Annotated in this window: 10 protein-coding genes; 6 read left to right on the top strand and 4 right to left on the bottom strand. The window is 65.7% G+C overall.

Annotation, left to right across the window (positions count from 1 at the left end):
* Positions 1–631: 631 nt before the first annotated feature.
* The 4 genes from CJ014_RS01985 to CJ014_RS01970 all read right to left on the bottom strand — a co-directional run bounded on the left by CJ014_RS01985 (position 632) and on the right by CJ014_RS01970 (position 5186).
* Complete coding sequence (locus CJ014_RS01985; RefSeq protein WP_245426985.1) at positions 632–2209, bottom strand: AMP-binding protein; 1578 nt, start codon at positions 2207–2209, stop codon at positions 632–634.
* Positions 2210–2436: 227 nt separating this feature from the next.
* Positions 2437–3609 (bottom strand): AGE family epimerase/isomerase, encoded by a 1173-nt coding sequence (locus CJ014_RS01980; RefSeq protein WP_245426982.1) that lies wholly within the window; start codon positions 3607–3609, stop codon positions 2437–2439.
* 25 nt (positions 3610–3634) lie between these two features.
* Complete coding sequence (gene cysQ / locus CJ014_RS01975; protein WP_100078830.1) at positions 3635–4459, bottom strand: 3'(2'),5'-bisphosphate nucleotidase CysQ; 825 nt, start codon at positions 4457–4459, stop codon at positions 3635–3637.
* 73 nt (positions 4460–4532) lie between these two features.
* The gene (locus CJ014_RS01970) at positions 4533–5186 is read right to left on the bottom strand and encodes a glutathione S-transferase family protein (protein ID WP_100078829.1); all 654 of its coding nucleotides are present in this window, start codon (positions 5184–5186) and stop codon (positions 4533–4535) included.
* Positions 5187–5330: 144 nt separating this feature from the next.
* Between CJ014_RS01970 and CJ014_RS01965 the strand changes: the two genes are divergently transcribed.
* The 6 genes from CJ014_RS01965 (at position 5331) to CJ014_RS01940 (ending at position 12718) form a co-directional block, all read left to right on the top strand.
* Complete coding sequence (locus CJ014_RS01965; RefSeq protein WP_100078828.1) at positions 5331–5765, top strand: EamA family transporter; 435 nt, start codon at positions 5331–5333, stop codon at positions 5763–5765.
* Positions 5766–5981: 216 nt separating this feature from the next.
* On the top strand, positions 5982–7022 hold the full coding sequence (locus tag CJ014_RS01960; protein WP_100078827.1) for a LacI family DNA-binding transcriptional regulator: 1041 nt from the start codon (positions 5982–5984) through the stop codon (positions 7020–7022).
* 266 nt (positions 7023–7288) lie between these two features.
* Positions 7289–8542 carry an ABC transporter substrate-binding protein gene (locus CJ014_RS01955; RefSeq protein ID WP_100078826.1) on the top strand — a complete coding sequence of 418 codons (1254 nt, stop codon included), beginning with the start codon at positions 7289–7291 and terminating at the stop codon, positions 8540–8542.
* A 183-nt stretch (positions 8543–8725) separates the two neighbouring features.
* Complete coding sequence (locus tag CJ014_RS01950; RefSeq protein ID WP_100078825.1) at positions 8726–9640, top strand: carbohydrate ABC transporter permease; 915 nt, start codon at positions 8726–8728, stop codon at positions 9638–9640.
* Entirely contained in the window at positions 9637–10461 is an 825-nt protein-coding gene (locus tag CJ014_RS01945; protein ID WP_100078824.1) for a carbohydrate ABC transporter permease, read from the top strand. The genes CJ014_RS01950 and CJ014_RS01945 overlap by 4 nt, the downstream gene beginning before the upstream one ends.
* 10 nt (positions 10462–10471) lie before the next feature.
* Positions 10472–12718: a glycoside hydrolase family 2 protein gene (locus CJ014_RS01940; protein ID WP_100078823.1), complete on the top strand. Its 2247-nt coding sequence runs from the start codon at positions 10472–10474 to the stop codon at positions 12716–12718.
* The last annotated feature ends 13 nt before the right edge of the window (positions 12719–12731 follow it).

Genomic DNA, 12731 nt, shown 5'->3' with positions numbered 1-12731 from the left:
CTCGAAGTTGGGCAAGCCACCCTCGCCAATAGCCTGAAATGACTCCCATTTAGGCTTGATCGGCCGTGCCGGTTTTGATTCATTGGCCGAGGCGACGGCGCGCCGGACTCCCGAAAGTTGCAGCCGGCGCCGCAAATCGGGTTTGGACATCGCCGGGGGTTTCCTCCTCCAAGGGAGCCCCGGCCATGCGCGAGGAGTTTGGAAAGAAGGCATTTCCGGCGATTTCAGGGGCTCATTGCCGCCCGCTACCCGATGGGTAGAAACCGCTCCCTAACCGCATGGCATATCGAAGGATGACCCAACATCCTTTTGTGTTTGCTGTCATTTTCGGAAAAACCGCAAGTGCCGCGGCAACTGCGGGGCGGATATTCGCGCCAAATCTGAGGCATCATATTAACAAAGGTCGTCAAACCTTTGTTAATCATGAATAATCATGCCACCTTCAACCAATTTCTCAGCAGCTTTAACCGGTTGGATATGGCTACTTACGATTGTTCATATTGCATGATGGCGCGTATGAAGAGTCTCATGCAGCGGTTACCGATCGGTGAATCGATCGCGTTCGGCACAACCCTCCGGCGCCGGTCATCGAATCCGCTCAGGCACTTCGAGCATCCGGCGGCAGGCGGCCTCAGGACCGCGCCATCTGTTCGATGGCGGCGAGGTCCATTTTGCCGGTGCCGAGCACGGGCAGCGCGTAGGTTTTGACGATCTTGCGCGGCACCTGCAGCTCGGGCACGCCGTGCTCGCGCGCATAGGCGGAAAGCGCCTCGACGGTGGCGTCGCCGGCGTCGGTGACCAGCACCAGCGCCTCGCCCTTGCGCGGATCCGAAACGGCGACGGCGGCGTGCGAGGCGTTCGGCCAGAGGGCCGCCGCGAAGGCCTCGACGGCGGCCAGCGAGATCATTTCCCCGCCGATCTTGGCAAAGCGCTTGGCGCGGCCGAGCAGCGTGACGAAGCCGTCCTCGTCGATGGAGACGATGTCGCCGGTGTCGTACCAGCCGTCCGGATCGTTGCGCTTGAGCTCGCCCGGCTGGTCGGCGAGGTAATAGCCGGCCATGATGTTGGGCGCCCGCACGTGCAGGCGGCCGCCGATCTCGAGGCCCGGCACCGGATCGAGCCGCGCCTCGATGCCCGGCAGGAGGCGCCCGACGGTGCCGTCGCGGAAGCTGCCGGGATAGTTGACCGACAGCACCGGCGCGCACTCGGTGGCTCCGTAGCCCTCGTTGAGCACCACGCCGAAGCGGTCCATCCAGAGCGCCCGCGTCTGCTCCTTGACGCGCTCGGCGCCGAGGATGGTGAGGCGCACTTTGTCGAAGTCGCCGTCCTCGGCGGCCCTGACCCAGCCGGCGGCGAAGGTGTCGGTGGACAGCAGCACCGTGGATCGGCTGTCACGCACCAGGCCGGGAATGATCTTGTAATGCAGCGGCGAGGGATAGAGGAACGATTTGAAACCGCCGTAGATCGGCAGCAGGAGACCAGCGGTAAGACCATACGAGTGGAACACCGGAAGCGCGTTGAACAGCGTGTCCTCGGGATGGAATTTATAGAGCGCCAGGACCTGCGCGACGTTGGACAGGAAGTTGGTGGCGGTGAGCCCTACTCCCTTCGGCGCGCCCTCGGTACCCGATGTGAACAGCACGGCGGCGATGTCCCGCGGCGCCCGCCGATAGGGTCGGTGCAGTATCCGCGCCCAACGGGCATAGGCGGCTCCAGCGACCTTGTCGAGCAACGACAGGCCGGCCCGCACATCCTCCAGATAGACGATGCGAACCTTGTCCTTGAGCTCGTCGATCACCGGCTCCAGCTTGGCCGTCTTCACGAAAGCGCTGGAGGTGATCACCGTCCGGATGGTGCCGACCTTGATGGCGCCGTCGAGGCCGTGGCTGCCGGCGGTGAAGTTGAGCAGCGCCGGCGTCCGTCCGTAGGCGAGAAGTGCGAAGAAGGCGATGGCGACGCCATTGACGTTGGGCAGCAGCAACCCCACCCGCTCGCCCTTGCGGCTGAGGGCGGCAAGGCGGCGGCCGAGCACGCAGGCGGCGAGCAGCAGGTTCCGACGGGTCACCGGCTGCCGGTTCTGGTCCTCGACGGCCGGAAGATCGGGATCGGCCTCGGCAATGTCGATCAGCGCGTCGAACAGCGATCGCTCGATGAAGGCCGCGTCGAGCCCCGACTCCGCCATGGGCTGCCCGTACAGGCGTCCGTCCACCGCCCCTCCCATGGTTACCCCTTTGCTGCAGCTTCCTCCGGCCGCACTTGAACCCACAATGGCCGTGGGCGCAAGCATCGGGGATCGGTAACTTAGGCAATTCACCGGACTCTTCGCCCGAGAGAGGGTGTTGAATCGGATTCTCAACATGAAGAAGCCGCCCCGGCATGCAGCGGGGCGGCTCGGGTTGAATCAGATTCTCAACAAAGCTGGAAAAGCCAATGTCTTCAGTAGGATGAGATATATTTTCCGACCTCGTCGATGGCGCAGATGATGTGGTAGAAGGTCGAGGCCGGCGCCGGCTCGATCACGAACGAACCGTCGGGGTTCATGCGGTCGCGCCAGAGGCCGGGCGTGTCGACCTCGAAATAGCGCTGCAACGCCCGCGCCGCCGTCACCACCTTCCGCAAATGGTCCTCGCGGTCCGCCTCGGCGGCGGCGACGGCGGCCAGCGCCAGGTTGCCCTTCATCCGCTCGGTCTGCGACCACATGCGCGCCGTGCCGTCATGGATGGAGAGATCGTCGAGGATGCCCATGATCGCCACCTGCTGCGGCACGTTGATGCCGTGCTTCTCACCGAGTTCGCAGAGGCGCCGCGCCGCGGCGACGGCATCGGGACGCTGGCGCGACGTGCCCCAGCGGGTGAGCAGCCAGGCCCATTCGAACTGGTGGCCGGGCTCGCAGATGCGGCCCTCGACCCCGTCCACCACCGACCAGTCGGCGTTGAAGAATTCCTTCAGCCAGCCTTCCTCGGGATCGAGGAACTTGGTCAGGCACAGATCGGCGATCTCGTCGGCGAGCCGGCTCCAGGTCGCGTCGCCGCCCACCTCCTCCCAGGCGAGGCAGGCCTCGAACATGTGCATGTGCGGGTTGGCCTTGAGCGGCAGCGAGCGGGGGATGGACTCCTCGAACCCGGCGATCGGGTTCTTGTAGTCCGTCACCAGCAAGGTCCGGAGCTTCACCACCGCCGCCTCGACCGCCGAGCGGTCCTTCACCACCGACGCGGCGGCGGCCAGGGCGAACAGCGCGAAGGCCTGGTCGTAGAGGCAGAAGGTGTCGTCCTTGGGCGAGCCGTCGGCGTTGGTCACCATGCGCACGGCGCCGTTCGGCAGCACGCACTTGTCGAGGAAGTAGTCGAGCCCCTCCTCCACCGTGCGCTCCCAGGGGCCGGTCCAGCCGAGCCGGCCGGCCAGCGCGAAGCTGAAGATCTGGCGCGCCGTGACGCGCACCCGGCGCGGCGCCGGCGTGATTTCGCAACGCAGCCCCAGAACCTCATGGAAGCCGCCGTTGACGTGGTCGACGCCGAACGCCCACCAGATCGGCAGGGCCTCGGTCATCAGCCATGACTTGAGTTCCTCGTTGACGGCGGCAAGCTCCTGTCGGGCTTCGGACTGGCTCACGGCAAATCTCCTCAGGGAAAATGAATCAAACCGGGTTGTGGCTAAACGCGACAAGGCGCCGATCGGATGCAGCAATGAACGACGGATTGGCGAAATCGGCAAGGCCGGGCCGCCCTCGCTTGCCATAGGGGAAGGGCGTGCCGTCCGCCAGCGTCGTCATGCCGCCGGCCGCCCGGAGCACGGCGTCGCCCGCCGCCGTGTCCCATTCCATGGTGGGACCGAAGCGCGGGTAGACGTCCGCCTCGCCGGCGGCGATCAGGCAGAATTTCAGCGACGAGCCGATCACCCGCCGGCCGGCCACGGCAACGGCCGGCCGGAAAGCCTCGGTGGCGGCCGTCGCGTGGCTGCGCGAGGTGAGCAGCGTCGCCCCCTCGGCCGGCAGGTCCCGCACGTGGATCGGCCGCCGCTGCCCTACCCCGTCCGCTGTCACCGCCATTTCCCAGGCGCCGTCCGGTCCGCCGGCGAACAGGCGACCGCCGACCGGCGCATGGACGACGCCCATCACCGGCGCGCCCTGCTCGATGAGCGCGACGTTGACGGTGAACTCGCCGTTGCGGCGGATGAACTCCTTGGTGCCGTCGAGCGGGTCGACCAGGAAGAAGCGCCCGGCGGTGGGCGGCACGCGACCGGCCGCAACGCTCTCCTCGGCGATCACCGGCACGCCGGGCACCAGGCGTTCGAGCGCGGCGAGCAGCGCCGCCTCGGCCAGCCCATCGGCTTCGGTCACCGGCGAGGCGTCGGCCTTGAAGGCGACGTCGATCGGCCGGGCGTAGACGTCGAGGATGATGCGGCCGGCCTCGATCGAGGCGGCGATCAGGCCGTCGAGCAGTCCCGAATTGGCGATGGTCATGGTCGGTTCCTGGACGTGGGAGGATGACGTCGCATGTGGCAGCGCCGATGGAAGCTGTCAACCGGCTCACCTCTCACTCGGCGTCGCGCTTCTCCCACATCGCCTTGAAGGCCGGCCGCGACTGGCAACGCTCGAGCCAGGCCGTCACCCTGGGGAAGCCCTGAAGCAGCTCCGGATGGCCCTGCACGTAGCGGACGATTTCGGCGAGCCCCAGATCGACGACGGTGAAGCGGTCGCCGACGGTGTAGTCGCTGGTGGAGAGATGCGCCTCGAAGACGCCGAACGGCTGCTTCAGCGCTTCGCCGATGACGGCGAGCTTCGCCCTGCCCGCCTCGGTCTTCCACTCGCCCTTCTCGTCGCCCTGGGTGACCAGCACGGTGACCGTCTCCACCGCCGTCGCGCCCCAGAACAGCCATTGCAGCATCCGCCCTTCCTCGGCGAGATCGTTGGGCGCCAGCGGACCGCCGTGCTTTTTGGCGAGATAGAGGAGAATGGCGAGCGACTCGGTCAGCACCAGCCCGCCGTCGTCGATGGCCGGGACCTGCCCCATCGGATTGACGGCAAGGAACGACGGCGTCTTGGTGTTGAGCGGCGCGTCGGCGGCGAGCGGGTTCGCCACCTTGCGCGCCTGGATCACCGGCTCCTTGCGGAAGGCGAAGCCGAGTTCCTCGGCGAGCCAGTAGAGGCGCGACGCGCGCGATTTGTAGACGCCGTAGATGGTCAGCATGGCAAGGCCCTCCGGTTGCGCCGGCACTGTCGCGCCTTCGCCGCCGTTTGGCAATCGCCGCCGCCGCTTTCCGCCGGCCGGAGGCCGTCCACAAGCGTGCGGGCCGTGCTAACGTGCCGACGCTCCAAAAAGGAATCCGCCATCATGAAAAGCCTCTTTCAGCTTTGGCAGATATGGGCCGTCCTGTCGGCCATCTTCGCGGCAGCCACCGCCATCCTCGCCAAGGTGGGCGTCGAGGCGATCGGCTCCGATCTCGCGACGCTCATCCGCACCGCCGTCGTGCTGGTGCTCGCCGCGCTGATCGTTGCCCTCGGCGACGGCTTCGGACAGATCCCCACCGTTCCCGGCCGTACCTGGCTGTTCCTGGGGTTGTCCGGCCTTGCCACCGGCGCCTCCTGGCTCTGCTATTTCCGGGCGCTGAAGCTCGGCGACGCGGCGCGCGTCGCGCCGGTGGACAAGCTGTCGGTCGTGCTCGTGGCGATTTTCGCCGTGCTGTTCCTCGGCGAGCGCCTGTCGCCGCAGGGAACCGCCGGCGTGGCGCTGATCGCCGCCGGCGCCGTGCTGGTCGCCTGGCAATAAGCCGGTCTTCCGAGCGGCCGAGCCTTTACACTCGGCAACAATTGCGGGTAACAGGAAACCCGCTTCTCCGCCGGATTCTCCGGCGGCGGCACGGCGGCCGCCGATGGTCGGCTCCGCCTTTCGGATGATTTAGTAAAACTTTACTACCCGGAACGGTCATTTAGCCGTAAACTGAAAGGGTTGATCGGCTTCGGGCAACCGGGTGAGAGTGCACGGATGGTCACGATCAAGGAAATCGCCAAGGCGGTCGGAGTTTCCTCGGCCACCGTTTCGCGCGTCCTCAATTACGACGCGACGCTGTCGATCACCGAGGCGAAGCGGCAGGCCATCATCGAGACGGCCGAGGCGCTCAACTACCTGACGCCGCGCAACCGCCCGCGCCCGCATCGGCCGCAGGCAGCGTCCGACCACATCGGCGGCCGCATCTGCATCGTGCATTTCCTGCGTCCCGAGGAGGAACTGGCCGACCCCTACTACATCGGCGTCCGCATGGGCATCGAGGCGCGGGCGCACGCCAACCGCGCCGAGCTGCAGATCATCTATCGCTCGGCCGAGCTGCCGTCGGCCGACGACTTGCAGGGAGCCGCCGGCATCATCGCCGTCGGCATGCACACCGACGCCGAGATCGACTGGGTGCGGCAGATCAACGCCAACCTGGTGCTGGCCGATTTCGCCCCCAACATCGACCAGTTCGACATCGTCGCCTGCGATCTGTCCTTCGCCATGGCCCGCCTGCTCGACCGCCTCCATGCCGCCGGATACCGCCGTTTCGGCTTTCTCGGCGACGACCGTCCGTCGGGCAACGTGCTCTATCCGGCCAGCGAGGAGCGCGCCAAGACCTTCAAGGAATGGACCGAGCGGAAGGGGCTGTTCAACCCCGCGCACTACCTGCTCGCCGAGCAGCTCCGCTTCGAGAGCGGCTACCGCCTCGCCTGCCAGCTGATGGCCGAGGCCGACCTGCCGGAGATCGTCGTCACCTCCAACGACAACGTGGCGATCGGCGCCTACCGCGCCATCCAGGAGCGCGGCCTGCGCATTCCCGCCGACATCGCCGTGGCGAGCTTCAACGACATCCCCGCCGCCCAGTTCCTGGCGCCGCCGCTGACCACCGTGCGCATCCCGGCCGAGCGCATCGGCGAGAACGCCTTCGATCTGCTGATGGAGCAGTTGGGCGGCCGCGACTACGTCAAGCGCGTCACCATCGCCACCGAGCTGATCTGGCGCGACAGTTGCCGCCGGCCGGATGGAACGGCCTAGGCCGAAGTCCGGCACGACACGCCCTGCCCATCTCGCGCCAAGAGCCGCAGCCCTCGCGCGACAGGTCAGCACATATCCTAATTGGTCATCGCGGCGCGATTGGCTTCCACCCGGCGGACAGGTAAACTATTTACCTCTGAGCCCGAAAACGCAGCAACAAAAAGCTGGTAAAATTTACAAAATAATATATTGCGCCGGGCGGATGAGTATCGGATAGTGCTCCCCTGAGAGGCTGAGGACGCCTCGGATACGAGTGGGGGAACTGGATGAACCGCAAAACCGTTGCGCTCGCCTTCGCGGGTGCCAGCCTCATCGCCATCACGGCCGCCCAGGCCGCCGAAGTCACCGTCTGGTGCTGGGATCCCAATTTCAACGTCGCGATCATGAAGGAAGCCGGCGAGGTTTACGCCAAGACCCATCCCGACTTCAAACTCAACGTGGTCGACTTCGCCAAGGCCGACATCGAGCGGAAGCTGCAGACCGGCCTCGCCTCGGGTGTTGCCGACGGCATGCCCGACATCGTCCTCATCGAGGATTACGGCGCGCAGAAGTTCCTCCAGTCCTTCCCCGACTCCTTCGCTCCGCTCAGCGACAAGGTCGACTATTCCGGCTTTGCGCCCTACAAGGTCGCCCTCGCCACCCTTGACGACAAGGTCTACTCCATGCCCTTCGACTCGGGCGTGACCGGCTTCTACTATCGCAAGGACCTGCTGTCGCAGGCTGGCTTCCAGCCCGCCGATCTCCAGGACCTCACCTGGGACAAGTACATCGAGATCGCCAAGGTCGTCGAGGAGAAGACCGGCAAGAAGATGCTGGCCTATGACCCGAACGATGCCGGCCTCACCCGCATCATCATGCAGTCGGCTGGTGGCTGGTACTTCGACAAGGACGGCAACCTCTCGATCGAGGGCAATGTCGCGCTGAAGGCCGCTCTCGAGGTCATCCAGAAGATCCAGACCGCCAACATCTTCCGCCCGGCCGCCGGCTGGGCCGACTGGGTCGGCGCCTTCACCGGCGGCGAAGTGGCCTCCGTCACCACCGGCGTGTGGATCACCGGCACCGTCAAGTCGCAGCCCGAGCAGTCCGGCAACTGGGGTATCGCCCCGATCCCGAAGCTGACCATCGAGGGCGCCACCCACTACTCGAACCTCGGCGGCTCGAGCTGGTACGTTCTGGCGGGTTCCGCCGCCAAGGACGAGGCGATCGACTTCCTGAACGAGGTCTACGCCAAGGACGTCAATTTCTACCAGAAGATCCTCGTCGACCGCGGCGCGGTCGGCTCACTGCTCGCGGCCCGCGACGGCGAAGCCTACAAGTCGACCGACCCGTTCTTCAGCAACGAGCCGATCTGGCAGACCTTCTCCGACTGGCTGTCCAAGGTTCCGTCGGTCAACTACGGCACCTTCACCAACGAGGTCGACTCCGTTGTCGCCGCCCATCAGCCCGAACTCGCCAAGGGCGGCTCGGTCGACGACGTGCTCAAGGCGATCGACGAGCAGGCCCAGACCCTCGTTCAGTAACGACGAAGGGGCGGACGGCCGATGCCGTCCGCCTCTCTACCCCAGCCCGCGTCGTCCTCCTCCACGAGGTTGACCGACGAACGGCGACGCCCCGCATTCTTGTGCGAAGGCACTTCCTCACGGCCGGGCCGACCCGACCGCCGGAAGCTGCCCGAGAGCCCCGCTCTGCCGGAACGGTGACCCATGTCAGCAATTTCCCCGCGGCGACTTAAGCCGCGCTTCGACGTCAACGGCTGGCTGTTCGTCGGCCCCGCGCTGGCGCTGATCGCCACCTTCATGGTCTTTCCGATCCTGCATTCGTTCTGGATGTCCTTCCAGACCGGTCTCGGCGTGCGCCTCTCCTTTGCCGGGCTCAAGAACACCTACCGGCTGTTCAACGACCCGCTGTTCTTCACGGCGCTGACCAACACCTTCATCTTCTTCCTGGTGCAGGTGCCGATCATGCTGACGCTGGCGCTGGTCACGGCGTCACTGCTCAACAATCCCGATCTCAAGTTTCGTGGCGTGTTGCGCACGGCGATCTTCCTGCCCTGCGTCACCTCGCTGGTCGCCTATTCGGTGCTGTTCAAGTCGATGTTCGTCGCCAACGGCCTGATCAACACGACGCTGATCGGCCTCGGCATCGTCGACGTCGGCATCCCCTGGATGACCGATCCCTTCTGGTGCCGGACGATGATCATCATCGCCATCACCTGGCGCTGGACCGGCTACAACATGATCTTCTATCTGGCGGCCATGCAGAACATCGACCGCTCGGTCTATGAAGCCGCCCGCATCGATGGCGTGCCGACCTGGGCCCGCTTCCTGCACCTGACGGTACCGATGCTGAAGCCGGTGATCCTGTTCACCACGGTCACCTCCACCATCGGCACGCTGCAGCTCTTCGACGAAGTGGCGACCATCACCGGCGGCGGTTCGGCCAGCGGTGCGGCCGGCCCCGGCAACTCGGCGCTGACGCTGTCGCTTTACATCTACAACCTAACCTTCAAGTTCGCCCCGAACTACGGCTACGCCGCCACCGTCTCCTACGTCATCGTCTTCCTGGTGGCGGTCCTGTCCTTCCTGCAATTCTATGCCGCCCGGGAGCGCAAGGCATGACCAGCTACGGTCTCAAGCAGCGGCTTTCGTCCGTCGCCGTCTACATCTTCCTCGGTGTGATGGCCTTCCTCTCCATCTTTCCCTTCCTGTGGATGATCATCGGCGCCACCAACACGACGTCCGACATCATCAAGGGCAAGATGAGCTTCGGCGAAGCCCTGGTCGTCAACGCCACCACTTTCTTCACCCAGGTCGATGCGCCGCTGATCTTCTGGAACTCCGCCAAGATCACCATCATCGCCACGGTGCTGACGCTGCTCATCTCGTCGCTGGCCGGCTACGGCTTCGAAATCTTCGCGTCGCGCTTCCGCGAGAAGCTCTACACGCTGATGCTCTTGACGCTGATGATCCCCTTCGCGGCGCTGATGATCCCGCTGTTCATGCTGATGAAGCAGTTCGGCCTCATCAACACCCACCTCGCGGTGGTGCTGCCCACCGTCGCGTCGGCCTTCATCATCTTCTACTTCCGCCAGTCGACCAAGGCCTTCCCGCACGAACTACGTGACGCCGCCCGCGTCGACGGTTTGAAGGAATGGCAGATCTTCTTCCTGATCTACATGCCGGTGATGCGCTCGACCTACGCCGCCGCCTTCATCATCGTCTTCATGACGGCCTGGAACAGCTATCTGTGGCCGCTGATCGTGCTGCAATCCAATGACATGAAGACCATCACGCTGGTCATCTCCTCGCTCGGCTCGGCCTACTACCCCGACTACGGCGCGGTAATGATCGGCACGGTCCTCGCCACCATCCCCACCCTCTTCGTCTTCTTTGCCATGCAGCGCCAGTTCGTCGAAGGCATGCTCGGCTCGGTCAAGTAACAGGTTCAAAATGCGCAAGACCATCAACTGCAACACCGGCTGGACCTTCCACCAAGGCTTCTCCGCCGATCTCGCCGCCGCGTTCCGCAAGGGCGAGGCCGTCAATCTGCCGCACAATGCCGTCGAGCTGCCCTACAACTACTTCGACGAGACCTGCTACCAGCGGCCGTTCACCTATCAGAAGGTGATCGCCTGGCGGCCCGAGTTCGAGGGTCGCGAGGTCGCCCTGGTGTTCGACGGCGCCATGGCCGACAGCGTCGTCTACGTCAACGGCGAACAGGCGGTCGCCCATCCCGACGGCTATACGCCGTTCACCGCCCGGCTGACCGACCGGCTCGTCGAGGGCGACAACCTCGTCACCGTCAGGATCGACGGCTCCGAGAACCCGGCCATCCCGCCGTTCGGCGGCCAGATCGACTACCTCACCTACGCCGGCATCTATCGCGACGTCTGGCTGCGCGTCACCGCGCCGGTCTACATCGGCAACGTCAAGATCGAGACGCCCGACGTGCTCGCCGCCCGAAAGACGGCGAAGGTCCGCGTCGACATCGCCAACCCGCGCGGCCTGAAGCTGGCCGGCCGGGTGTCGGTGACGCTGAAGGACGCCGCCGGCAGGACGGTCGGCCGCGCCGATGCGTCCTACGCCGGCGACAGCGTCACGCTGGAGCTCGACAACCTCGACGGCATCGCCCTCTGGGACATCGACAATCCCGCCCTCTACCAGGCGGTGGTCGATCTCGTCCACGAGAGCGGCGACGATAGCCTCTGCGTGACCTTCGGCTTCCGTTCCGCCGAGTTCACCACCGACGGCTTCCGCCTCAACGGCAAGCCCTTGAAGCTGCGCGGCCTCAACCGCCACCAGGCCTATCCCTACGTCGGCTACGCCATGGGCCGCCGGGCGCAGGAGCGCGACGCCGAGATCCTCAAGAGCGAATTGAAGGTCAACGTCGTCCGCACCTCGCACTACCCGCAGTCGCCGTGGTTCCTCGATGCCTGCGACCGCCTCGGCCTCCTGGTGTTCGAGGAGATCCCCGGCTGGCAGCATGTCGGCGACGAGAGCTGGCAGGCGCAGGCCATCGCCAACGTCCGCGCCATGGTCGAGCGCGACTGGAACCATCCGTCGATCGTCATCTGGGGCGTGCGCATCAACGAATCGCAGGACTTCCACGACTTCTACGCGGCGACCAACCGGGTCGCCCACGAGCTCGACGCGACGCGCCAGACCGGCGGCGTCCGCTACATCACCGACAGCGAGTTCCTGGAAGACGTCTACACGATGAACGACTTCATCCAGGGCAACGAGGAGCTGCCGGGCGCCAACCGGCCGCGCATCGCGCTCAGGCCGATCTCCGAGACCACCGGCCTCAAGACGCCGGTGCCCTACATGGTGACCGAGTTCAACGGCCATATGTTCCCGACCAAGCGCTATGACCAGGAGCAGCGGCAGGCCGAGCACGTCTCCCGCTATCTCTCCATCCTCGACGCCACCTATGCCGATCCCGGCATCGCCGGCTCCACCGGCTGGTGCATGTTCGACTACAACACCCACAAGGACTTCGGCTCCGGCGACCGCCTCTGCCATCACGGCGTGATGGACGCCTGGCGCGAGCCGAAGTTCGCCGCCTGGGTCTACACCAGCCAGTGCGACCCGTCCGACGAGGTGGTGCTGAAGCCGGTCACCTATTACGCCCGCGGCGAGCGCAACATCGGCGGCATCCTGCCGCTGATCGTGCTGACCAACTGCGACGAGGTGGAGCTTCGCTACGGCGCGGACATCGTCAAGCGCGTCAAACCCGACCGCGAGACCTACCCGCACCTGCCGCACGCGCCGGTCGTCATCGACCAGCGCGCCTTCTCGGCCGAGGAACTCGGCCTCTGGGGCATGAAGTGGGAAGAAGCCACCGTCACCGGCTACATCGGCGGCAAGCCGGTCGAGACCGTCAGGTTCGCCTCCGATCCGGTGCCGACCACGCTGGAGGTCAAGCCCGACTGGACGACGCTGTCGGCCGAGCCCAAGGATTCGGTGCGCGTCATCGTCCGCGCCCTCGACCAGGCCGGCAACCTGCTGCCCTTCCTCGACGAGGCGGTGCATATCGCGGCGAGCGGACCGGTGAGGCTGCTCGGCCCGTCGGAGGTGGTACTGAAGGGCGGCGCCATCGGCTTCTGGCTGGAGACCACCGGCGGCGCCGGCGACGTCACCGTCAAGGTCGCCTGCCATCGCCTAGGCGAGACCACCCTCACCCTCAAGGCCGGCTGAGCGGCGCAACCGA

The sequence above is a fragment of the Pleomorphomonas carboxyditropha genome, from assembly GCF_002770725.1.
In the GTDB taxonomy this organism is placed as follows: domain Bacteria; phylum Pseudomonadota; class Alphaproteobacteria; order Rhizobiales; family Pleomorphomonadaceae; genus Pleomorphomonas; species Pleomorphomonas carboxyditropha.
This window is presented reverse-complemented; position numbering and strand designations above follow the sequence as displayed.